The 23,333-nt window shown below is 52.5% G+C and carries 22 protein-coding genes; 10 read left to right on the top strand and 12 right to left on the bottom strand.

All coding sequences use genetic code 11. The features are described 5' to 3' along the window. Nucleotides 1-154: 154 nt before the first annotated feature. Nucleotides 155-1,222: a ParB/RepB/Spo0J family partition protein gene (locus AC2FI9_RS21160; RefSeq protein WP_496770524.1), complete on the bottom strand. Its 1,068-nt coding sequence runs from the start codon at nt 1,220-1,222 to the stop codon at nt 155-157. Continuing rightward, nucleotides 1,215-2,600: an AAA family ATPase gene (locus tag AC2FI9_RS21155; RefSeq protein WP_496727466.1), complete on the bottom strand. Its 1,386-nt coding sequence runs from the start codon at nt 2,598-2,600 to the stop codon at nt 1,215-1,217. The genes AC2FI9_RS21160 and AC2FI9_RS21155 overlap by 8 nt, the downstream gene beginning before the upstream one ends. Nucleotides 2,601-3,179: 579 nt before the next feature. On the opposite strand from AC2FI9_RS21155, the gene AC2FI9_RS21150 reads away from it, so the two are divergent. Beyond that, on the top strand, nt 3,180-4,439 hold the full coding sequence (locus tag AC2FI9_RS21150) for a replication initiation protein (protein WP_496770522.1): 1,260 nt from the start codon (nt 3,180-3,182) through the stop codon (nt 4,437-4,439). Between the two features lie 340 nt (nt 4,440-4,779). On the opposite strand, the gene AC2FI9_RS21145 is transcribed toward AC2FI9_RS21150, so the two are convergent. The 7 genes from AC2FI9_RS21145 to AC2FI9_RS21115 form a co-directional block, all read right to left on the bottom strand. Continuing rightward, the gene (locus AC2FI9_RS21145) at nt 4,780-4,941 is read right to left on the bottom strand and encodes a hypothetical protein (protein ID WP_496770520.1); all 162 of its coding nucleotides are present in this window, start codon (nt 4,939-4,941) and stop codon (nt 4,780-4,782) included. After that, complete coding sequence (locus tag AC2FI9_RS21140) at nt 4,934-5,941, bottom strand: nucleotidyl transferase AbiEii/AbiGii toxin family protein (RefSeq protein ID WP_496770518.1); 1,008 nt, start codon at nt 5,939-5,941, stop codon at nt 4,934-4,936. The genes AC2FI9_RS21145 and AC2FI9_RS21140 overlap by 8 nt, the downstream gene beginning before the upstream one ends. 2 nt (nt 5,942-5,943) lie before the next feature. Beyond that, nucleotides 5,944-6,540, bottom strand: coding sequence for a DUF6088 family protein (locus AC2FI9_RS21135; protein ID WP_496704123.1), 597 nt, complete (start codon nt 6,538-6,540; stop codon nt 5,944-5,946). A 248-nt stretch (nt 6,541-6,788) separates the two neighbouring features. Next, complete coding sequence (locus tag AC2FI9_RS21130) at nt 6,789-7,121, bottom strand: hypothetical protein (protein WP_282169982.1); 333 nt, start codon at nt 7,119-7,121, stop codon at nt 6,789-6,791. Between the two features lies 1 nt (nt 7,122). Then, complete coding sequence (locus tag AC2FI9_RS21125) at nt 7,123-7,644, bottom strand: hypothetical protein (protein ID WP_496704870.1); 522 nt, start codon at nt 7,642-7,644, stop codon at nt 7,123-7,125. Further along, nucleotides 7,644-8,414 carry a hypothetical protein gene (locus AC2FI9_RS21120; protein WP_496770516.1) on the bottom strand — a complete coding sequence of 257 codons (771 nt, stop codon included), beginning with the start codon at nt 8,412-8,414 and terminating at the stop codon, nt 7,644-7,646. The genes AC2FI9_RS21125 and AC2FI9_RS21120 overlap by 1 nt, the downstream gene beginning before the upstream one ends. A gap of 80 nt (nt 8,415-8,494) precedes the next feature. Continuing rightward, on the bottom strand, nt 8,495-8,986 hold the full coding sequence (locus AC2FI9_RS21115; protein ID WP_496723428.1) for a DUF805 domain-containing protein: 492 nt from the start codon (nt 8,984-8,986) through the stop codon (nt 8,495-8,497). A 227-nt stretch (nt 8,987-9,213) separates the two neighbouring features. Here AC2FI9_RS21115 and AC2FI9_RS21110 point away from each other — a divergent pair, with 227 nt between their 5' ends. Then, on the top strand, nt 9,214-9,981 hold the full coding sequence (locus AC2FI9_RS21110; RefSeq protein WP_496770514.1) for a DUF3658 domain-containing protein: 768 nt from the start codon (nt 9,214-9,216) through the stop codon (nt 9,979-9,981). A 197-nt stretch (nt 9,982-10,178) separates the two neighbouring features. On the opposite strand, the gene AC2FI9_RS21105 is transcribed toward AC2FI9_RS21110, so the two are convergent. After that, nucleotides 10,179-11,132, bottom strand: coding sequence for an SDR family oxidoreductase (locus AC2FI9_RS21105; protein WP_282169977.1), 954 nt, complete (start codon nt 11,130-11,132; stop codon nt 10,179-10,181). Between the two features lie 160 nt (nt 11,133-11,292). Between AC2FI9_RS21105 and AC2FI9_RS21100 the strand changes: the two genes are divergently transcribed. Further along, the gene (locus AC2FI9_RS21100) at nt 11,293-12,183 is read left to right on the top strand and encodes an AraC family transcriptional regulator (protein ID WP_496723427.1); all 891 of its coding nucleotides are present in this window, start codon (nt 11,293-11,295) and stop codon (nt 12,181-12,183) included. A 664-nt stretch (nt 12,184-12,847) separates the two neighbouring features. Here AC2FI9_RS21100 and AC2FI9_RS21095 read toward each other — a convergent pair. Next, nucleotides 12,848-13,864 (bottom strand): TetR/AcrR family transcriptional regulator, encoded by a 1,017-nt coding sequence (locus tag AC2FI9_RS21095; RefSeq protein ID WP_496770511.1) that lies wholly within the window; start codon nt 13,862-13,864, stop codon nt 12,848-12,850. A 25-nt stretch (nt 13,865-13,889) separates the two neighbouring features. Here AC2FI9_RS21095 and AC2FI9_RS21090 point away from each other — a divergent pair, with 25 nt between their 5' ends. The 6 genes from AC2FI9_RS21090 to AC2FI9_RS21065 all read left to right on the top strand — a co-directional run bounded on the left by AC2FI9_RS21090 (nt 13,890) and on the right by AC2FI9_RS21065 (nt 18,734). Continuing rightward, the gene (locus AC2FI9_RS21090) at nt 13,890-14,423 is read left to right on the top strand and encodes a hypothetical protein (RefSeq protein ID WP_496770509.1); all 534 of its coding nucleotides are present in this window, start codon (nt 13,890-13,892) and stop codon (nt 14,421-14,423) included. Between the two features lie 145 nt (nt 14,424-14,568). Continuing rightward, complete coding sequence (locus AC2FI9_RS21085; protein ID WP_496770507.1) at nt 14,569-15,072, top strand: outer membrane protein; 504 nt, start codon at nt 14,569-14,571, stop codon at nt 15,070-15,072. A 387-nt stretch (nt 15,073-15,459) separates the two neighbouring features. Further along, on the top strand, nt 15,460-16,563 hold the full coding sequence (locus AC2FI9_RS21080) for an alpha/beta fold hydrolase (RefSeq protein ID WP_496770505.1): 1,104 nt from the start codon (nt 15,460-15,462) through the stop codon (nt 16,561-16,563). A gap of 80 nt (nt 16,564-16,643) precedes the next feature. Further along, nucleotides 16,644-17,156 carry a DUF6653 family protein gene (locus AC2FI9_RS21075; RefSeq protein WP_496770503.1) on the top strand — a complete coding sequence of 171 codons (513 nt, stop codon included), beginning with the start codon at nt 16,644-16,646 and terminating at the stop codon, nt 17,154-17,156. Between the two features lie 38 nt (nt 17,157-17,194). Continuing rightward, entirely contained in the window at nt 17,195-17,941 is a 747-nt protein-coding gene (locus AC2FI9_RS21070) for an alpha/beta fold hydrolase (protein WP_496770501.1), read from the top strand. A gap of 460 nt (nt 17,942-18,401) precedes the next feature. Beyond that, entirely contained in the window at nt 18,402-18,734 is a 333-nt protein-coding gene (locus tag AC2FI9_RS21065; RefSeq protein ID WP_496770499.1) for an NIPSNAP family protein, read from the top strand. A 475-nt stretch (nt 18,735-19,209) separates the two neighbouring features. On the opposite strand, the gene AC2FI9_RS21060 is transcribed toward AC2FI9_RS21065, so the two are convergent. Then, entirely contained in the window at nt 19,210-22,410 is a 3,201-nt protein-coding gene (locus tag AC2FI9_RS21060; protein ID WP_282154242.1) for an ATP-binding protein, read from the bottom strand. A gap of 187 nt (nt 22,411-22,597) precedes the next feature. On the opposite strand from AC2FI9_RS21060, the gene AC2FI9_RS21055 reads away from it, so the two are divergent. Continuing rightward, nucleotides 22,598-22,999, top strand: a complete 402-nt coding sequence (locus tag AC2FI9_RS21055) for a nuclear transport factor 2 family protein (RefSeq protein ID WP_496770497.1) — start codon at nt 22,598-22,600, stop codon at nt 22,997-22,999. Nucleotides 23,000-23,333 lie beyond the last annotated feature (334 nt).

Here is a 23,333-nt window from a genome sequence, read left to right as displayed (position 1 = left end):
AAACATTTAAGATAATCGGGCGGAAATACCGTAATGCTCTTTATTGGCCCATTACGCGCACTATGGCAAAGCCTGGAAAATTGCACAGTTTTCGCAGTATTGATCAGGCCAATAGATGCCAACAAAGAACCATATCGACGGTTTAGCTACCAGACTAACTTAGTTGGCGCGCGATCTGTTCTACCAGTTCTTGAGCAACCTCCTCTGACACTCCCCGCAACCGTACTCGAATGCGAACTTCATCTGGTGACAGCTCGGCCTGTACTGCCCCCCCTCCAGCTAACTTGACCGGCGTCAACAGCTTGACTAGCTGCGGACGCCCTCCACGGGCTTTCTCGGCAGTAGGTGAAGGAGACGAATTCATTGCACCTTCCAGAGCATCCCATTCGGTTTTTGGATCGATAACTTCGGCTTCAGCAAGAGCTTGACGAAGTTTGCTCTGGGCACCCCCTCTCAGCGCCGACGCGAGTTTCAAACCCGCTTTTTCCGAAATCGCCACAGGATGCTGCAGTAAGTCGCCGAGCGCCTCGTGGATCATCGCAAAGCTTCGAACTTTCGATCTCTTGGCTTTAGAGGCGGTCGCAAATAGTACGTCGACTGCAGCCTCAGTCGACTCGAATATTCCCTGTCCAACAGCCAGAACTGCGATACGTCCACGCTCATATGGGCTAAGATTTAGTCGGAGTTCATTTTCCTCAACCATGGATACGTAAGCCCCCTGCCCCGAACCGGCATCCCTCACGAAGGCTGGAATGGTTGCAAACCGATCATCAGTTTTGGACAAACGTCTAAATGCGTCTAAGCGCCTGAACCCCGAGATAAGGCCAAAGCCGTCGCCTACACGAGTGACTTCAATGGGTGTGCGCAGCCCGTTAGACCGCAAAGACTCCAGAAGTTCCGCCATAGCCTCTTCGTCTTCGACCATTCGATCTCGACGAATATATTCGGCATCGATCAATTCCAAAGGCAGTATTTCAGCCACCAACCCGGCATCCTGAGCGTCTCGCCAGCGTGCGGCGTCGCTTTGATCTTTCGCTAACTCGACACGGTCCGTCACAGTTGTCATTCCGCTTAGGGACGCAGCTTCAGCCGCCACCTGAGCAATTGGTGGTGTGGACGACGAACCCTCAAACGGATTCAACGAAGGTTTCGCGGCGAAACCCACCTCCAACTCTTCCAACTCCGCTGTATTTGGAACAGCAAGCCTTCTACGTTTAGCCATTCGAATCTCCTCCCAATTGGGCATCGCGCCACCAGCAACCTATTAGAACTTCTTTGAATTCCGCGTAGGTACGATCAAAAGTTTCACGTCCACGGACATAGGTTTCGCGGTTAAAATCCCGGTAGTCAGCCTCATAGATACCGTTCACTTGTTCACCCGCCTGCCCGACCAAAGCAGTGAAATCCTGTCGGTAAGCGTTCATGAAGTCGCCAAAGTACGCTTGGATCACGTTCGCCATATCTGTCTGTTGGCTGGCATCAAATCGGGTAATGATTGCCCGAACGACATCCCATTCGAACTTCAACTCTGGCAATCCGGCTGCTCGTTGGGCGGTGTTTTCCCCATCTTCGATACTTGCGAACGTCGTATAGAGCATGTCAAAGAACCGGCCGGTTGAATCAAACTCCAGGAACGAAGCTCCGAGCGGTACCAAAAGGATGTCAGCCGCGGCCAAAGCGTTGATTGTTAGGTACCCAAGTGCAGGAGGTGTATCAATGAAGACGACGTCATAATCGTTGAGAACACCCTCATTCTCGAGAAAATTGGTGAGGCCATCCCACAATGGCCAACTTCTTAATCCCATACGCCACACTGGAATCTGGAACTCTGCCCAATACAAATTCAGCTGGGCACCAATAAGGTCAATATTGGGCCAATGGGTTTTCTGAATAACATCGGTTGGAGTTGTATTTAACGCCTCTTGCAGTGTCTCATCCAAAGGGATTTCGGCCTGCCCGCCGACCTGCCTGACGCGGTTTTCTTCTTGAACAGCCCTTGCGTAATCTTTGGCTATCAACGGAAATACTGTTTGCCATTCGTCCGCAACTGTTCCGCCAAGAATTGACGTCATTGATCCCTGGCTATCCAAATCAATTACAAGAACTTTGTACCCATCCAATGCCGCAGACATAGCGAGGTGAGCCGCAGTTGAAGTTTTGCCAACCCCCCCTTTGAAGTTTGCTACCGATACAACTTTCGCAGGCAGGCCCTCCGGGCGATATGGCAAGTATTCTTTGGTGCTGACACCTTCTGCCGCAAAGTGTTTTCGAAGGATTAAAACCTCTTCAAGAGTAAACCACTTTGACCCCGCTTCTCCTTCTCCTTGTGGAAGCTCTGCATTAGCTTTGAGAACGCGCCTTAGGTGAGCGGGCGCTACAGGAATAAGGTACTTTGTGATTTCCCAGATAGAGAAACGACGTAACCGTTTTTCACCGTCGGGCGCATAGCCTCTCCGGGCTAAATCTTCACGTCCTTTTGCACAGAACGCGGCGGCTTTTGCGAATCGCGAAGTTCCAATAGGATCTGGCAACTTCGCCGCTGCGCTTTCTGGATCGAGGTTAAGATAAGGGGGCAGGGGAGGTTGGTTAGTCTTATTCACTGTCGATACCTCAGGTAATGTTCGCCTTGTCAGCGTATATGGTGGAATGTAGCGAACATTTGGGTGAGAGGCTATCCTTCCTTTTCGTTTTTTCCACAGAAGTTGAGGCTACCACCAGGTTTCGCAGCGAAACTCAAAGAAATAATGAAAAAGAACGCAACAAATCGTTTAGTTTATTTGTAATATTTAGAATCTTTGCGAAGATAAAAATATTTATGATCAAGTAGTTAATCGACATTGGGTATCCGTTTACAGGGTGTAGGGGACCCTAATACGGGATCATAGGTACCCAAACACAGGTTCTGTAGTGTCAAGTTACGGTAAATAGGGGGCCGATTCTCAGGATGGTGCAATTCAGGGTGGAAAAGGCTCTAATACAAGGTTCAAGGAACGAGATTATCCTTGTTCTTTGCTTCGAGGGAATCCCATTTTGGGTGTTTCTGTGGATAACCTCAGGGCCGCGTCCAATAGGTACCCGTCCACGGGATAAAGCTAATCCTGTATTTGGGCACCCAAATAAGATTGCAACTCAGGTACCTATTGTGCAAACAATAGGGAAACGAGCAGCCAGGCAGAATCATGCCGGATACACAAGTTGACATGGACAATCTCTCAGGCGCGTTACGCCGTGAGACAGTAAAAAAGAACGTCGCCGCGATTCACATCAGTGGCAAGCTGTCGTTATTGCAACGCAAGCTGTCGAACGTATTATTGTTGAATGCCTATGATGCTTTAACGTCTGCACCGACCCATACAATTGATGCCAGAACATTGGCGATGATGGTTGGGTATAATTCAAACGACTTTGACACTCTGCGTGCAAGCTTGCGGGCTCTGGCTGAAACGGTTGCCGAATGGGATATGCTGGACGAACAGGGGCGCCAAGAATGGGGTGTCTCATCTTTGTTGAGTTTTGCCAAACTGAAGAATGGTATCTGTGAATACGCATATTCTCCGGCGTTGGCGCAAAAACTCTATGATCCAAAGATTTACGCGTTAATAAATGTCCAGATTCAAAGAAATTTTAGTTCAGGGCACGGCTTGGCGCTTTATGAAAACTGCTATCGATTTGTCCGGACAGGGTCGACGGGTTGGTGGGCGCTGGACGTCTTTAGAAAGCTAATGGGAGTCGACGGGAGCGAGTACTATGGCAGCTTCAAGCACCTAAATGCCAAGATCATCAAGCCCGCCGTCGCCGAAGTTAACAAAAGCTCTGATATTCTCATTGAGCCGGAGTTCCAAAAAAAGGGACGTACAGTTACAGATATTCGGTTCCTGATAAAGGGCAACCCGCAGAAAGCGATGTTTGAGATTGACGATGAAGATGGCGTTCGCAATCTGACAATCTACAAGACGCTGCGCCAGCAAGGTGTGTCTGACAGGTTGGCGCGACAATGGATTTCTGAACATGGCGAAGACTATGTTCGGGAAAAGCTCGAATATGCCAAGGGCAGGGATGGTGTAAAGTCTACTCTTGGTTTTCTGTCTGCTGCCTTGCGGGACAACTATCAAGTGCCAGAAACGAAAACTTCGATGGTGCCAGACCCATCAGCGGGTGAAGCTGCAAAACGCAGGATTGCCGAACAAGAGCAGCAGGACAAGGAATACGAAGCAAGGACTGCAGAGCGAACCGAACGTGCGCGGCGATTGGCAATTGTTGAGGATCTGGTTTCGCGGCGAAACCCAACGCAGCGCGATGCGGATAAGCGGCTTTTTCTGTCGGGCCTTGATAATGACCTCGACCGAGAACATTTCAGAGCTCATGGATGGCGGTCAGGGCTGAATGCCACCAAGATCTTTGATTTCTGGGAGGAGCTCGAACCAGACGTATTCACATGAGAGGGTTTCTAAGTGCATGTATCCAAGGGTACCGCTTGTTAAAAGCAGAAATCGAAGTCCATCAAGTACTACATGGTGCGCATTCTGCGTAAATTCTGCGCATTGAGGTTGCTTTCCTTTTGAGTAGTATGAGTGTTTGTGCTTGTGTCGCAAACTTTCTCGGGGCTGTTAAAAATTAGGAAATTGTTCTGTTTATATTCAGCTTGAAGCCGAACTGATGGCCAAAACTGAGCGACTAGAGGCCAATTTTTCCCTGTGTTGATCCTCATTCGCGTACTCACATGTCGCCTATCGGGAAAATATTCTGCTCGCAAAATCTTTGCGACAGAACCTAGCAAGTTCATTGCGCAGTACATTCAGTCACACCATTTGAAACCGTTGCTCGGAGCGATCCAGCTTGAGTTTGGGCGAATTCAAAAGGTCTGCTTACTTGAATAGCCAAATATATTCTAACGTTCGAACGCTGCGCCTTGAGAACAAACAGTGGGCTGATTTCAGCCATTGAGGTCCGTCTCTAACTCTCCAATGGTGTTCAAAATGTCATCGAACAAGGGGGGGTCCCCGATTATCATCTCTTGCATCCCGGCATAGTCCCGGCGCAGCGCAGCTTTCAGCTCAGGATTCGGTAGCAATCTTAAAGATCCGGGCTTGGCATGCTCGTAGTTAGCCCAGGCCGCTTTGAAGAAGACGGACTTATGGTGTGCAACCTGATCTAGCAAGTCGATCTGTTCGATAGCGCGAGGATGGGTCTCGTGTGTGATCAACTGGGCCATATCATAATAATGGCGCGACATGCGGTCAGCCAGAGGTTTGGTAACGTCCTGATGATAGAGCATATGCAGGATCGTTGCTTTCTCCCAAAATGTGCGCTCAACGCCCAAGACCTTCACATCAACGTCGCTCGAGCTCAGCAGGTTTGGAAAGGCCTGATGCACATAAGGCGAAATCCTGCGAGACTCTGCTGGAAGGTGAACTCCACGGGCGCCAAATTCGAACCGCACCGCCGGTTGGATGTAGCCACTGGTCGCATTTGTCTTGGATGGGTAGGCGAAGAGCAGGGTTTGTTGATCATCAGGATCGACCGACAGGGAAAAGTCCTGGTCCAGCGCGGCGCCAAACTTGATTTTGGTTTCTTTCAGAAGCGGACCAGCAACTACTTTGGTGGCCGTATCCTGAAGCTCCTGCAACAATTGCTTTTGTTTTTTGCCGGAAAGGGCAGGGTGCTCGGGGTCACGTTCGCCCTCGAACCCAAGTTGCGCCCGGTCGAGGGACAGATCCACGTCTTCCGAGAACCGATGGATGATGTCATAGACCTTGGATAACGATGTCCCGCCTTTGAAGATCAAGTGAGCGCCATAAGAGGGCAGGGCGAATAGATGTTTCAGTGACCAGCAGACCCAGAAATCCTTCTCGACGATTGCTTTGGACAGGCCAAGCTGGGCGGCCGTTTCCTGAAACGCTTCTTCTCGGTTCTTTGGAGTATCGTTGGCAAACTGGTCCACGATCAGTTCCGCGCCACAATTTGCCGCACTACAGGGTGCATCCAGGCCGGCACATACCTGCTTTGTTTTACGAGCAATGCCCGGTCCTTGCTATCCAGATTGCGCGCCAGCGTGTCGACAACCCGGCTATCCACCCGGTTTTTGCCGACATAGCGCAACGCTTGAAATACGGTGCCGGTTTTCTGACCCGCACCAACTAGCGTTTTGGATGATGCGTTCCGGAACTGGATGACTTGTCGACCAACTGTCTTGGTGCGGGTCGGGCCGTCGGTCATATAAATAGGCTTGGATGGCACCTGGGTTGACAGCCCCAACTGGTTAGCTGCCATGGCAGGGGAGGGCTGTAGAACCTGATTATCCTTACGTGCAATCGCTTTGGCAATGTCATCGGCAGACGGAGACAACAACCCTAAATGGGCGCTCTTTCTCGGATAGTCGTAAAGCCCACGCGTCAACCGCCGGATCACCCCTTGATCCGCCAAACGCGACAATGCCTGATCCACGCTTGCGCGGGAACCGATATCCAGAAAGTCCAGTGGCGCAAAGATTGCCCCCCGGCCTTTTCCGATGATGCGTTGTCTGATCGATGAAGTAATCATAACTTTCTCCTTGTCAGAAAATATAGCACTTTTTTCTGACTTTCAAGTTATGCGAAAACCGAGGTGATTTTGTAAGTATCGGCGGATTGCGGCCATTCGCTGCGGTTTGCACCAAGGTCCGCTCTGCGGATGCCGTAGGCTGGATCACTTGGCTGACGCCAGCATCGTGGCAAAGACAGGTCTTCACTCTACCTGACGTGTGACAGGCCCACTTTCCAGAATTGGGAGTCCGTCCTGAATTTACAGGTTCAGCGGTAGGGCAAGCTGAAGAACGAGAAGCTGTTCGTCTGGGTGACTATGCGTGATCCCGTCTCAGCCATAAGCGTTTGCATTGCTGAGCTGCCCGTCGGACACGCTACAAGATCGGCGGCATCATCAAGAAAGTCTACGGTGAATGCGCTTTCGCCGACAAGTTGGCATTCATCCGACGGGCTGCGGTAGCCGCGAACAAAGACGAGATCGGGGTCCGGTTCGCTGACCGCAACCTCAACCGGCGCCTCAATACATCCAGTGAGTAAAAGCGTCGCTGGCAAGATAAAGAAGGATGCCAATAGCTGCTTCAAGTGAATAGTTGTTGCCATTCTACTTCTCCCATTCCGCGGCTGTGCTACGCCAAATGCCATCTTCTGCGTCCCAGGCGCTTGCAGTGACACATGGGGTTGGATTGATCCCGCCGCATTGCGACCCGTGAACATCGGTGAGAAGAACACGGTTGGGACCAAGATCTACGACATCCCAACCTTGGTTGAGGATAGAGCTAATGACATCACCCACAAGGAAGTGCGACATGCATCCGCCAGTTCCGCAATACAGGGACGCGGCCGACGAGCAGGCAAAGAACACCTCGTTCAACACCCAGTCAGTTTTCAGATCTCCGTCCAGATCCACGCGCACAATAGCGCCCCATTCCAATGCAAATTCACCGTTCTCAAAGTCAGAGCAGGCTTGTTGCGCCTGATTGATCTTTTCTTGAAGCTGCGCCGGGAGCTCAGATATCTCTGAAGCACTGGCAGGCTGCGGCAATGTTAAAGCCGTCGCAAGCAACGCGCAGAAATGCATCCTGACAATCGAAACAAGGCTGGATTCGGCGCTCGATCTCGGCATCAGTTGCATTGGTCGTACCGATAATCGCCGAACTCCAGCCAGTTTTTCCTCTGGTTCCGGAAGATCAGAAATTCGGCCCGATCCTCCGCCAGTAGGGCAACAACGAAGTCCTTGACCAATTCGGAGTTGCCGAAATAGCTGTATGAGGTCATTGCCCGCTGGGTTTCGCCGTTCACGGTGACGCGCGCGTCCCACTCATCATTGGCATCATCGAGGATCACGAACTCGATTTGCCGTTTGACCCCACCGCCGCCGCAATAGACCACGCCTTCTGGTGCCTCCATAGGCGCGGAGGTTTGGTCCAATGCCCGACATTCGGCCCGGAGTGACTGGATGGCTGTACCTGATCCCTTAAGATCAAAAATGCCGTAGCTGACGTCTTGATCTACCATCGACAGGTTCAGGGTGGCGTTTGCGGCAATCTGGTCGAGGACGAACGCATAATCCGCCTCGTCGCTGAACTGGATCTCGACAGGATAGTTGTCGACGATCTGGACGAACGAGTTTTCGCGTCCCATCTGAAAAGCAGCAACTTCTTGCGATCCGTTTATCAGAAAACGAAAAGAAAGGCCGTTCTTTCGTACGATATCCTGCGAATCCTCATACCCGGCCGGGGCGAACCTGATCCTGTCGCACTGCAACTCCAGCGTCATGTTGTTTGTCTGAATAGATGCATTTGGCAACGGGCTGCCGCTGAAGCCCCATTCGGCCAGTGCAGGGGCCGCCGACAGACAACACATCAGACACGCAGACCAGAAAGTATTTTTCATTTTTAACTCCCAAAGTTCCTCGTACGAGGAGGCAATAATGGTTCTCCAGCATTGAGGTGCCAGTGAGTGGTCATGTAATGCTATGACGGTGCGCCATATTCATTCGTTCCTTCCTGTGAGGGTCGCGAAAGCCACCAGATCATCAAGAGAGAAAGGACAAGTTGAATCGCGTACATGACCATCAAACCGGTTGCACCGAGAAAGGCTGCTGGTTCTCTCAAAGTCTCAGGGTCTTCAACGCCAGTTTCGAGCGCTGAAAAAACTGCAACCCCGGTCAGCAGCATGAACATCGTTGCGATACTGAAGGCCATTGGAAGGAGAAGATACCATCCAGGACGACCTGTATCATGTAATCGACGCCACCCCGCGGCGAGCATCGGAAGCAACATCGCCAGTTGGAAAACGGAGTTCAACAAGTTCGATCCCTCTTCTGTTTCCGGATCAGTGCCAAAAAGGACCGAACTGAGTACCGCCAACCCAACGCTGACCAGGACGACGAACAGAACAAACCACCAATATTCTGATCTCTGCGCGCGGCCCGAAAACACGACATATTTGGACAGGCAGGTCATGACCGATTGCGTGAAACCCATTGTAAAACCCCTCGTTTTGCTCTGGCAGTCCTATATTTACATCTTGAAAGGCTTACGAAAAACAGCGGCAGTGCAAGTTTCATGTGCAAGTGGAAAAATTCAGACTGGGAAACTGCGCGGAAAATGATTTACTTCAAGCTGCGTGCCCCCAAGCCGGGACGTGTCCCCTGACAACCCAAATCGCGCTCTTAAGCCAAAGGTAACCAATGTCACAGCCCGCATATCTACATCTGGTTTTGGGAGGAAGTGCCGGAGGTTGTCTACGCGCGGCAGTTGCAGCTTACGGCCTGACAGGGCACGTGGATGTGTTCGATGATGATCTGAGCCACGGGCCTTTGAACGACAAACAATCGCGGGCGGCATATTTCAGAGAGCTTTTCCAAAACTATGGCCAGTTGCCTGACGATCCCTTTCCGTCACTAGTCGATTTCGACCGGATCTCGGCCCATTTGACGCAGGATCTCACGCCGGAAGTTTGCATATGGGCGGGTGAGAATGCATCAGAGCGGACGTTTTTGGAGATGGCATGTCATGGCCTGCGCCTTTTCAAAGGTTCGGTGACCCGAGTTGGAACGACTGGCTTAAAGTCACTGCCGTATATAGGTCCGCAAACTCCGGCTTTACTGGCGAGCCTTTTTGATCAACGCGAAGCGGTAGACCCGGTCACAAGAGCAACGCTTTCTTCTGATTTTCTGCGCCTGCGAGACAGTGGTGCTACACTGCGTATATGGGAAGCAGGCAAGATCGTCGATGTTTCCGACAATCTCTATGACAGTCTACTTTTATCATGCTGTGCAACAAACTGGACACCTGCTGCGCGCGTTGTCGGTACGGCCATGGGGCGATGCGACGAACACAACTTGTTGGGTGATGTGTTCTTATCTGGGAGGCTTCAGCATCTGATCATGCAAGGTATGATTGAGGCATCTGGCCCTCAAACAAGCCTGCGAGACTTTGACGTGCGACGTAGATAACGTTGCCGAACGTTACAGCAATACTTACGTTCAAAGAGGCGGAGGCTAATTGACTGGAGTTAGGGGGAATTGAGCATTCTTTGGAGCCTAGGGCCGTCTTTCAAAAAGCGACCCTTACTGCGCGCTGCGATCATATTTCCGCGTCCTTTAGGCTGAACCGATCTGCATTTGCTTTGCCGGTTCCGGTGGCAATGGGATCAGAGGTTCCACTCGAACCCAACTGCTTTTTCGGACACCTCCCAGAGACGCGACATAACAGCCTTGTCATGGGCATGCGCGTTCAGTGTGCCTTTGCCGACCGGGCCGACCGCTTCCAGACGGCCCGTCGGTCCATAAAGGGCGCGCTGCGCGCTCAGAGCCTCTTCGGTGGCACACATGACCTCAGGGTATGAGCCTTGTTCTGCGGTCTGGACCATCGGCGTCTTGGTCATCAGCCACCAGATGAAACGCATTGTGCGGCTGCCGCTTGTTGTGATCAGAGACGTCGCCGATGAGCCGGGATGGCAAACGTAGACCTCAACATAGGTGCGCCGCGCCGCGGCCAGACGGTCCTGCAGTTCGTAGGCGAACATCATCTGCGCCAGCTTGCTCTGCGAATATGCGGCGTTTGCGCCGTAGCCCTCACCCCAGTTCATGTCATCGAACTTGATTGTTTTGAGACCCATGTTGTAGCCGAGGCTCGCAACGACCACGATCCGGCCCTTGCATTCCGCGATGCGGTCAAAGAGCAGACCATTGAGCAGAAAATGTCCGTAGTGGTTGGTGCCAAGCTGGCTTTCGAACCCGTCGACGGTCAGCTTGCGCGTCGGCACCTGAGCGATGGCCGCATTGTTGATCAGCGCGTCGATCCGAGGCACCGTCTTCAGAACTTCTTCGGAAGCCTCGCGCACGTTATCCAAAACGGACAGGTCCATGCGGATGAAGCTCACATCTGCTTTCGCGCCGAATTCCTGTTTCAGGTCCGCGATTGCCGCCTCTGATTTCTCGGTAGAGCGGTTCAGCATGACCACCTTGGCGTTTTTCTTGAGAAGGATGCGCGCGGCCTGAAAGCCTGCGCCAGCGTTTGCACCGGTGATGATGTAGGTTCTGCCCGACTGGTCGCCGAGGCGCTCGGGTGTCCAACCTTTAGGTCCGAATGTCGTATCTGCCATATTCTATCTCCTTCCAGCCTTGGCCGGCGGTTGTGGTGTTATTGCTTGAACGCACAGATAGAATCTGACTGGGTACAGATACAGGCGATATCCTCTCGATTATTTGCCCAATCGTCTCAACCCCGTTGCAAAGAAGAAAGTTCCCTGCCAGCTTTAGTGCATGAGCAAAGACCAGATCAAAAACCTTGTCGAGCGCCGTCTGCCAGATGCAGGCCTTGTTGATACCGCACTAAGGGGCGTCCAGCTTTTCCGGGTGACCGAGGCGGTGCCTTGTGTTCCTGCCGTCTATGAGCCCACGGTCGTGGCCATTCTCAGTGGCGCCAAGGAAGCCGTACTGGACGGACAGCATTACGTGTACGGAAGCGACAAATACCTGCTTTGCCCCATGACTTTGCCGGTCGAAGCAGGCGCACCACGAGCTTCTGAAAGGGACCCGCTACTGGGAGTCATGATCACATTAGATCGACGCATGATGCGAGAGCTTACGATGGAGATCGAGGCCGCCACTGGAGGACGTAGACAGCCGCAAGGGAATGCGCCTTCGGCTTTGGAACTAGCGTCCTGGGATGTCGGTTTCACGCAGGCACTGTGGCGGCTTCTCGAGTTGCTCGACAATCCGGTTGACCTGGAGGTGCTCGGACATGGGCGACTGCGCGAGTTGTATTACGCGGTTCTCATGGGCGAAGCTGGGGCGGCGGCAAGACGGGCCTATGGCGTCGGCAACGAAATCGCGCGAACAATCGACTACCTTTCAACCCACTTGAACGAACAGGTCACCATTGACGACATGGCCGACCACGTTGGTATGAGCCGCGCGGTCTTCCATCGGCGCTTCAAGGAAGCCACGACAATGTCTCCGATCCAGTTTGTCAAATCGATGCGGCTGAACAACGCTGCGATGAAGATTGCGGAAGGAAAGACCGTGTCGGAGGCGGCATGGGATGTGGGGTATCAAAGCTCCTCTCAATTCAGCCGCGAATTTAAGCGGATGTACGGCCAGTCGCCCCGGCAATGGAGCAACGCGACGCAGGTGCCTCAACGATTGAACTGAGGGGCGCCTGTCACTGCAGGCTTGCAGCGAATGTCCGGAAAGCGGGCTGCGACTACAGCAATCTAGTCCATAGTTGAGCGACCGGTTTGGGCCGTCCTTACGTCAGTTTTTTGCGGGGCAGGGGGCTTTGCTGCAACGGCACCGAGGTCAGCATCGAGCCCATCCCGTGAATTGGATTTTCTTGCTGCGTGCGTACACAGCACGGATTTATCTGCACATGCGCAAGTTCTGGCGTAGCAGCGTGGCGGGAAAACCGGCCATTCGTTTATCGCGCAGCAATTTTGGAGAGGTGAAATTACAGGTCGCGGAGATTGTGTTGAAAAACTCGATAACCTGACAGCTGCATTTTTCCGCCAGAATCTGTTGTGCCGGAAAAATTGAAACCCAGTGCCTGGTAGGGCTGCTGAGAGCTCCGGACATCGCCAACGCGGGTCTTAGGCCGACCCCCTCGACAATTTCCGGAAAAGCCAACTACGGGCAAGTTTTTCACCCTTCTTCACGATAATCGGGGTTTTTCAACACAATCAGCCCAATGTTCTTGACGCTGCGACTTACGCCAATATCCGACGGCTTAGGGAAACGGCGCTGACGCGTGTTGCGGAGAATGTCAGTGGCGAGCCCTTTTTACCGAATGCTGCACCAGGTAATCGCTGACTAGGCCAGATTAGTTTGCCGATGGAAGAGTTGCAGGCACAGTTGCCATGGTAACCTCCACCGCTTCTGGCCAGCCGAAATCCGTTGTCCCATCCGGCAATCCCAGAATGCGGTCGAGTGTGAGAAACTGCATGTCGATTGCCGCTTGCAACTTCTCCGCGGCATGATCGGCTGTGTCAGATCCCCGTGCCTCAATCGCGCGCAACAGCGCGAGATCAATAAAGGTGCTTAGGAACAAAATGAGTTCTGCGGCAGTATCAACATCTGCGACAGTAAATATGCCCTCATCACAGCCTTTCTGAATGATCCCGGTCAGGACGGGCGTAGCACCGGTTCTGACCCTGCGCTTGAACTGTTCAAGCAGAACCATGTTTTTGTCCTGATTCATGACCCGGAAAAATTCAACCTGACCAGGGTAGTCATGTTCACGTAAGTAGTTGGCTCGCAGGTGGATAAAGCTGTGCAACAGGTCGAGCGCAGAGGAGGTCTCATCAGAGGCAACAACAGCCATCTGCGAAAATACACCCTCTGCCATTCCGTCCAATACGCCAAACAACAACTCGTCTTTAGATTTGAAGTGATGATAAAACCCGCCCTTTGAGACGCTCGCCATATCAAGCACATCTTGTATGGTCGTATCCTCGAAGCCTTTGGAAAAGAACAACATCTGCGCGCACCCCAGCAGCTGAGCACGCCGTTCTTCGGGCGGCATGTTCTTTCGCTTCGTAGATTTCATACACTTTCCTCTTGCAAACCGACCGGCGGTCTGCAAATACAGACCCGTGGTCGGTTTGTACCCCGACTCACCTGGCAGAGCAATGTAATTCACCTGCCAACCCGAATTTAACGATGCGTTTACGCAGCCAAACTCCGCAAGCGGTAGTGCTTTGCGGACCCGGTTGAGTTGCGCGCACGATGCAGGATCGAATGTCATGAATGCTCTTGTCTGTGGAATTACTTCGCCATCCGAGTTGCTTCGAATGTCTCGCCTGGCGGGTATTCGCGAACTGCTCGGGATTCTGATCACAAACTGCTTGAAGCAGAAGCCCCCAATGCAACGCACAATTCAATCAGGATATGGAAAGGCCATGAAAAAACCCCATAAATCAATAAGGCCGAAGAACCCAGTCTCTTTTGAAGCAGGTCGAGTTCGATGGTTAGCAATGCAACGCATTGCGACCTCCAGTCAGTTTGTGCGTTCAGTGTTCGCCGCGCTCATCTTTGGTGCCGCTCTGAGCGGATGCGCAGCCAACATGGCAGCGACTGGCAGAGATGGCCCTGACCTGAGCGTCGTTAGCCAGGAGGCCACCCGGTTCAATGTAGAACGCCAGTTGGGCTCACCTGATGAATTGCGGCAACAAGCCAATGGAGACTGGGTGGCCGTGTATGATGTTGAGCCCAGGACAAAACCGAACCTTGTCCGTGCGGCAGGCCACGGAACACTGGATCTTTTTACCTTTGGGCTTTGGGAAGTAGTTGGTGGCCCGCTAGAGGTGGCACATGCGCGCCGGGTGCTGGTCACTGCCCGATATGACCAATCAGGGAAACTGCTTCAAATGACCAGCAAGCCTAAACCCATCCTCTAATCCAAGTTCTTGATCACGGCTGGACGGAAACTCGAAAACACTAATTCCAATACCCCCACTAACGGAAAATCACTCCCGCTGGCGCATCATGCATGCCCAGCGTCCAGATTGTCTTTCCGTACAATCAAGAAAACGGACCTTTTAAATGAGAACTATCACGATGATCACACTGGCAGCCATGATGCCGACTTTGTCCTTGGCAAATGAAAGCTGGACCGGTTTCAATGCGGGCTTGCAGTTATCCACAATCGATGTCTCGGAAGGCAACAACAACAACGGAAATGCAGCTCTGGGTTTCCATGCCGGTTACCTTCACGATTTTGACGGCTACGTAATCGGCGGTGAACTTACTTATGACGCGGGCGCTGAGGTCGAGTCCGGAGGGAAAGCCGAGAAAGTCGATACTGTACGCCTGAAGTTCAAAGGTGGGCATGTAATTGGCCGGACATACCTTTATGGCGTGATTGGTTACGCAAACATTGATGGCGGATCCAAGAGCGAAGACGGCTATTCCGCTGGTGTTGGCGTGACTTATCGCGCGACGGACAGGGTTCTGATTGGTCTTGAATACATACGAGACACATATGACACGTCGGGTGATGATATCACGGCTGACTCTGTTGCGCTTCGAGTGTCCTACAAGTTCTAGCTGTAGCCATTCGAGATTTCGAAAATGGCGGGGGACTTCAAACGGTTCCCCATTTTTCTACCACCTTCAAATTCCGGAGAGGCGCCAGGTGACTAACGTGCCAACTCTAAAGACCGAACGGCTAAACTTAACACCACTTAAAGTAAAAGCTTGGCTCGGTTATCTTACTCTTATGGCCTCGAAACGCCCAGCGTTTATGGGCGGTCCTGTTTTCCCGCGTTTACCCAAACATGGCGAGCTGGCCTTCCTATCTAATCACATGCGTCGCGATATTGGTCTCCCAGAATATGGCAAGCGCGAGCCCAATCTCTATCTGAGATATTGAGTTCAGGTCGCAACCGAATTCGAGACGCCACCACAATGCATTAATCCAATGGACAGCGAACAATGTACTCATTCAAACTTCAACGCCGTCTCTTACTGTTGACATTCTGTGCCGCCAATTTTGCTGGGTCGTCATTTGCCCAGGATCGTCAAGAAATTGCCGTGACGCGCAGCGGCGAAGATGTTGCAGCTATAGAGTGTTTCGGAAGCTTCGTTTCCCAGGAAATATTTGTTCTTGGCGGGATTGAGCAAACGATACTTATTCGCACTTGTGATTTGTCCCAACCGGTCCTGCTATTTTTGCACGGGGGTCCGGGTGGTGCCGTGATGCCCTGGGTCGATCTGTTCCACACGCCCTTGCTGGAAGAAAGCTTAGTCGTTGTCCACTGGGATCAACGCGGAGCCGGAAGTTCATTCAACGAAGATCTCACGGTAGAAGACATCACGCCATCCAATTTGGTGGTGGATACGCTTCAACTCACCAACCTCCTACGCGACCGCTTTGGGCAAGAAAAAATATTCCTGACCGGCCAGTCCTGGGGCAGCGCGCTAGGGTTCATGACTATCGCAGAGGATAGTTCCCCCTATCACGCGTTCATCCCAACGTCAGAGCGTGTCGCGTGGGTACGCAGTATGAACATGGGTTTTGAGTGGGCAATGGTTCAGGTCGAAGTTCGCGGCGATGTTGAAACTCAGCAGAAACTCAAGGCGATTGAACCTTTCGATGCACTTGATGAAGCAGATCTCACCGTTCAGCGCGAAGTTTTGGCAGAATATGGAGCTGGAGACTTTCACACCGAAGGGCTATGGGATCGCTATCTCTCCTATGTGCTAGAAGGGCGGAGCCCCTACTACACTGACGCACAGGTTAAGAACTATCTCCGCGGTCTTGAGCTATCGAGCACAGCAATTGAACAGCCCGAGATCGTTGGTGCATACGACCTCTTCACCTCGCACCCGGTCCTGGATCTACCGGTCCACTTTATAACCGGAGCAGAAGACCAGAACACGCCAGCCGATCTGGCACAGGAATATTACGAACACCTGAAGGCTCCAGCGAAGAGTTTTACCCGTATCGACGGCGCTGCCCATATGGTGATGTACGACCAACCCAATGCCTGGGCTGAAGCCCTGGTTCAAATAAGAAACCAGACGCCTACCAACTGACGAGCGGCCCAGCGTCGTCATACACTTCAATCAATCCTACCCCTCCTATTTTCGGAGAGGTGGATCCAGGAGTTGCAAAGATGGACATAGCTCGATTTTCAGAACGCCTTATGGGCATGAAGGACGAGGTTTGGCTGCGACATGCAAACCCTTGGTCCGTTTGGACCCGTGTGTTGACACCCCTGCCTCTTCTGGCGTTTGCAATCTGGAGCAGAGCATGGATTGATTATTGGGCGTGGCTTGCGGTCGGCATCGTTCTTGTCTGGATATGGATCAACCCACGCGCTTTTTCGCGGCCGGAGTCTTTCGACAGTTGGTCCGCACAGGGTGTTCTTGGCGAGCGTGTCTGGCTGCGGCACCGCGACAAAGTTGCGGAACATCATAAGCGCGTCGCAAAAACGGTCGCCATTGCCAGCGGCGTTGGTCTATTGCCATTTGCATATGGTCTGTGGGCATTCGACTTAGGTTTCACGTGCCTCGGCATAGTAGTGATCTCGGGCGGCAAGATGTGGTTTGTGGACCGCATGACCTGGGTTTGGAGCGACTTCCTGCGCAACGGTGGAACTTTAGATGATCTGACGGTTGGCAGTTGATCTGTGGCGCCACATTTAAACCACTCGGGAATACGATCATGAAGAAAGTAGTGTTTTGCCACGGTATGCCTGGCAGCCCATCAGATGCGGAGCTACTAAGTAAGGCCAATCCTGGTATTGAAGCCATTGCTCTGAATTTGCTGAACTTTAATCCGAAGGCCATCGACGCAGATCTTTGTGATGCCATAGATGCAGCGTTGGGGGAAACCGACGGCGAGTGTGTGCATGTGGTTGGCTTTTCCATCGGCGCCATGGCGGCAATAAAAGTTGCGGCGTCCAGGCCAAACCTGGTTGGCCGACTAACATTGATATCGCCCGCTGCCCCACTTTTCATAGGTGATTTTCTACCCAAGATGGCGGGAAAACCTGTTTTTGAGCTGGCCATGAAGCGTCCAAGGATACTCCGGTTTCTGACGCGTCTTCAAAGTTTGCTGACCCGGTTTTTTCCAGAAACTATGGTCAAAGTATTGTTCGCAAAGTGCGGCCCTGCGGAAAGAGTTCTTTTAGAAGACGAGACCTTCGTCAGCGTTATGAAAAAGGCGCTATCGGAGAGCTTCGTACACAGGCCAGCGGCCTATCTTGCATTTATCAGCGCCTATGTCGCGGATTGGAGCGAAACTATGTCAGCGGTGCAGTGCGACGTCGTCCTTTGGCACGGGACTAATGACACTTGGTCGCCGGTTGAAATGTCTCACTCGCTAAAGGGTGTGTTTGGTGAAAAAGCCACAATAAACTTGGTTCAAGGCGCTGAACACTATTCAACCCTAGTACAAGCTGAACTGTAGTTCACACTCAAGATTGACGCTTTTGGAGTTGTACAGATTCTGGATAATATACTGATTTCGTTTAAAATAAGCACTCGAAGGAAGAGGCGTCTTTGGCTCGGTCACCTCGGCTGGAGGCAGTCGGATGTTCGACCGGATTCATCAAGAAAATGCATGCAGCATCGCTCCGAAATTCGACGTATGAAATTCATATGCGGCAAGATCCGTTATTTCGGTCAATCGATGGCTAGTGGGTCTGGACAGACTTTGTTCGAACTTGGCGGACTTCTACAGAGATTTGGTATCAACCACATCCATAATGCGGAGGGAGATATCATGGGTTATCAAGATTGACGTGGGTGCGGAAACCCAGGAAGTTTTGAGTTCCTAGTGTCACAAATGAGTACGTTAAGTGGTACGGTAAGGATCAATCTCAACAGACTTCCCCCAAGAGAACTTTCTGAGCGAACAGGTTACACACATGATTATCGAAGTTCGTCGCTACACACTAAAACCCGGACGTCGCGAGGAGTTTATCGAGTTCTTTGAGCAGGAGAACCGTGTTGCACTGCGCGACGCCGGGATGCTGGTCTTTGGCCCTCTGCGGGATCTGGACAATCCTGACAAAGTCCACTGGATGCGGGCATTCTCGTCGCTCGAGGAGCGAGACAGGATCAAAGATAGTTTCTACAAAGGACCGGTATGGAATGAGCACATCGAGCCCTTGGTAATGCCCTTAATCCTCCATTTCGAGGCGGATGTGACCGAAACAACAAACGGGTTTGAGAGTTTCGGGGGTGGCGTATCTCTCTGAATTCCGGGGCCCACAATCCGAAGGGCTCACAGAAGAGAACGAGACACGCTCCGCAACACCGATTGTTGCCACTGGCGTGTACGCGGTGAGTGGCGATAACCCGAAACAGACCGTGATCGCATGGCAAAATTACGTCGCCAATACACACCCAACTAACCGGAAGCGAAGACGGCATTAGATTTCGAATGCAAGTCGCCGCTGTCCCGCAGTTCGTGAGTTCGACAGGTCTCCTTTCTCGCTAGTGCAGCGAATGGCAGCAAAGCGGGCGCTACCGCAGCATTTCGGTTGGCTGCTGGATGTCTCCTTTGCGGGCCGACCCTGTAACGCGTTGTTCACCAATCGTAGCAAATGTTGCAGCTGATCTATTGGTGGCAGAGGGTTCAGTATGATCGAAGTTGCATCTAATGGAAATGACGACCTTAAACGTTTGCATAGAAGGGTTATGCTCCAAGATGCGAGCGAGAAACCCGAATGCTCAGCCGTTTGCGTCGAGGAGAATCTGTTTTGAACGAAACGCGCGCTCGATCAATATTTGGGCCTTTTGAGTCTGGGCAACCGAGATAGCCTGGTCAAAGGCGGCACTCGCTGAATCGGTATCTCCTTGTGCTGCTCTGATTTCTCCTTTGATACGCAGCAACTCAGCCTCTGCCCAGTGTTCTCCTGTGGTATCCTGTTCTCGCAAAGCGCGAACCACTGTTTGTAGGGCCGCGCTGGGATCACCGGCCCTGAGTAGGGCTTTCGCGTGTTCAGCCAAATAGAGCGTTACCCAAAGCCAGCATCCTTTTGCACGATACTCTTCCAAGGCCTTGTCCAATTGATGGACGGCGCCAGGCGCATCCGTCATGCAAGCCAGGACAGCGTCATGAATGGCAACAAAATTCTTCCACAACGCCATGTCGTGCTCGTTTGAGACCTGTCGCATTTCCTCATTGATCTCGGTTGCACTTTCCAAGTCGCCAATCCAGATCGATAAGGTGACAGCGTGCAGACCAGCGTAACAGATTGTGTTGGCGTGTTTGAGCTCGCGGGCTCGAGCAAGGGCCTTGACGCAGGTCTGTTGCGCCGTGTCTTCGTCGCCGCACATCCACTGCGCAAGGAGCATATAGCACCAGATCTGCACTCCTGGATCCTGGGCGAATTTCGTCGAAAAATCTATGATCTCGGCCGACCGATAGAGTTCATAAGCGACTTCGAGATCTTGAAGTGCTTCAGCAGAGCGGCCCTTGGCGATCAGGGTCGCAGCCCGCATCCGGCGCGAGATCAGCTTCGGGATCGGAGCGCGCTCGTTCGCCATGTCTTCTACAAGTCTCGAAACCAGACCGAACGCTTTATGCAGATCGTTGCCGATATAAGGCGCGATCCACGTCCCATAGTAGATTGCAACCTTGAGTTCTGGGTCCGTGGTTGCCTCTATCCTTTCCAGCGCCTGTGAGAATGCGTTGCTGGCTTCGGCTGAGGCGTAGCCATCCTTGGCGATATGTACCTGAGCAAGCTGCACCAGAAGCGCCAGTTCCCGTTCGCGCCATTCCGGTTTGTCCAGCAAGCCTGCAACCAGCGTCAAGGCATTGTGCAGATGATTTCCTGCTTCGACATAAGCCGGCCGGGCCTGAGCTTTTCTGGCAGCGTCGCCCCATAGCGTAATAGCCTTTTCCGCCAACCCAGCCTCAGTCGCATGATGTGCGATCAACTCCGAGGGCGCGTTCGGGTCGGCCTCAAACAGATCCGTGAGCCTGTGGTGGATTTCTAAACGTCGACGTCTCAGCAAGCTTTCATAGGCTACATCCCGAACCAGCGCATGCTTGAAGACATATGTCGCATCCGGAGGTATCCCCCGTCGAAACACGAGCTCGCTGCGTTCAAGCTGCCCCAGCGCATCGTCAAGCGCCAAATCATCGACCCGGGCGATTTTTGTCAACGACGCACGGTCGAAACTTCGCCCGATGCAGGCGGCCATCTGGGCGATTTCCTTCACGGGTTGAAGCCGGTCGATCCGGGCCATTAGGGAATCATGCAGGGTCGCTGGGATAGTCACCCGATCAATAGGACCGGCAAGTTGGAAGCTGTTTTCGGCTTCAATCAGGTCGCCGGATTCCAAAATGGTTTTTGTCAGTTCCTCGACAAACAGGGGAACGCCGTCGGTTCGGTGGATGATTTCTTTAGTCAGTTCGTCGGGAAGGGTTTTCCCACCTGATATCTTTGCGAGAACAGCCTCGATCTGCTCGGACCCCAATCGGTTTAGGGTAAGCTTGGATACGATTGGATGACCTCCGAACGCGTGCTGGAAAGTCGGTCTACCGGTAATCAAGATCATTACCCGCTCGGTAGCAATTCGATCCAGACACGCCTCGAGCATCGCGAGCGTCGAGGCATCGCACCAATGTGCGTCCTCTACGACAAGGAGAACTGGCTTTTCCCGTGAAAGCGCCTGCAATTCTGCCGAGGTTTCTTCCATGATCCGAACTCTGAGTTGTTGTGGTGTCAGATCGGGATTTTCGGCAGATGGACCAGTTTCAATCTGCAGGAGTTCAGCAATAATCTTTGGGTCAGCGGCCCGGAGTTGCTTGCGAAGCTTTGCAATTTTTTTGCTGGCAGTGTCAGTTTCCAGATGGCCCATGGCATGTGAAAGCTGCCGGATAACAGGAAAGAAACTTGAATCCGTGTGGTAGGGCGAGCAGTGATAGTTCATCCGGAAGTGATCCTGCGTCGAGACCGCATCAATGACGGCACGCGTCAGTCTGGACTTGCCGATGCCTGCCTCACCGATCAGAACAGCGACTTGGCCTTCCCCGGAAATTGCGCGATGCCAGCGCTCCATGATCAGTCCCAGTTCATGGTTGCGCCCGATCATCGGCAGAACAGGACTGATATCTTCGGTCTCGAACCGGCTTTCCAAGCTGCGCTCGGTTCCGATCCTCCACGCCGGTACTGGCGAGTCCAATCCCTTAATGTCGAAACAGCCTAACTCTTCTAACTCGAACGAGTCTTGGATCAATTGCTTCGTCGATTCTGGAACCAGAACCTGCCCCGGCTCAGCCAATGTCTGAAGACGCGCTGCAAGGTTTGGCGTGTCGCCAACAACGGTTTCTTCCCTTGATGCTCCTTCCCCTATGAGGTCGCCGACGACGACCATGCCGGTCGCTACTCCGGCCCGAACAGATAGTGCCTGTTCATCAGGCGAACGCAATTCGGCGATCGCCCCGATAATTTCCAGCGCAGAGCGCGCAGCGCGTTTGGCGTCGTCTTCATGCGCCACCGGCCAACCAAAATAGCACAGTACACCGTCACCCATATATTTAGCGACATTCCCTTCATAGCGGGTGATGATACCGGCAACGGTATTTTGATAGCGCTTGATCACTTCGCTCATGTCTTCGGGATCCAACCGCGCTGACATTGCTGTTGATCCGGCAAGATCTACGAACAGCGTCGTCAAATGGCGACGCTCGGCTTCGCGCTTGATATCCGTTGTACTTGTCGCGTCAGACTGGGATTGATTAGGTTCAACTGCTTCAATAGCCGCTCGCAACCGCTTGCGCGAACCCAGTGAAAGGCCGATCTCACGCATGTCCTCATCCGTTAGGTCATAAAGGACATCAAGATCGATCTCATTCTCGACCAGAACCGCTTCCAGATTAAGGAGCTTCCTTCGTGTCAGCCATTCAATGAGATCGGACATAGGGTAATTGGTCTTCTAAGAGGGTTTGAGAATCGTAGTGTTCCCGATTAAGTCAGTTTGGGCAACGAGTATTCCTCAGACTGCGAATTTGCTCAAATCGCTACAGAATAACGCCATATTTGGCTTGTGGACATAAGAGTGGGGCGCCAACTAAGTTGGCTTGGGGTTTGGAGACGGGAAGGCTGGCATGCGACTGAATAAAAATGAGTTCGAAAGAATGACCGAGGCTTATACTACGGCATGGAACTCGGGAAATCCCGAGGCGGTCGCCGATCACTATGCTCCTGACAAGGGTATCACGATCAACCGAGGGGAAAACCAATTTGGGCGCGACGCGATAATTGCCATGGCGGGTGGTTTCATGTCTTCTTTTCCCGATTTGAAGCTTACAAGGGACTTTGTTCGTTTTGCCGGAGATCACGCCATCTTTGGTTGGACGCTTGAAGGGCATCATTCGGATACAGGTAACCTCGTCAAGGCCAGCGGCTGGGAAGAATGGGAACTGGACGAAAACTGTCGTATCACCAATTCACTAGGCTGGTTCGATGCCGTGGATTACGAACGACAGGTCGCTGGCCAAGTGCAATGATACACCTTGAATATTGACTCGTGCGAAGAAATTGCGCCGCTCCCAAGTCTGGCCACCGTCTTCTGTAGCAAAAACACTAGCCGCCGATATGCCAAAGCGGTGCGAAGATTGTGGGCCAAGTCAACATTGCAGGCGGGCAGTAGGGCATGCATGCCAACGATCAGTCGCATGGTTACGCTTTGAACAAATGCGATTGCCTGGTTTTGAGTGAAACTTGAATGGCTCGATGCGTATCTTCAGGGAAGCTGCCTAACAAACGGTTGTGTTGCGAAGTTTTGGTTGGATTACAATATCGCGCTGCGGCAGTGGGTTTAAGAGGCGAGCTCAGCGAACT

It is taken from the genome of Ruegeria sp. CDSA246, assembly GCF_059611225.1.
Note: the sequence above shows the minus strand (reverse complement) of the source record. Positions and strands in the feature narration are given on the sequence as shown.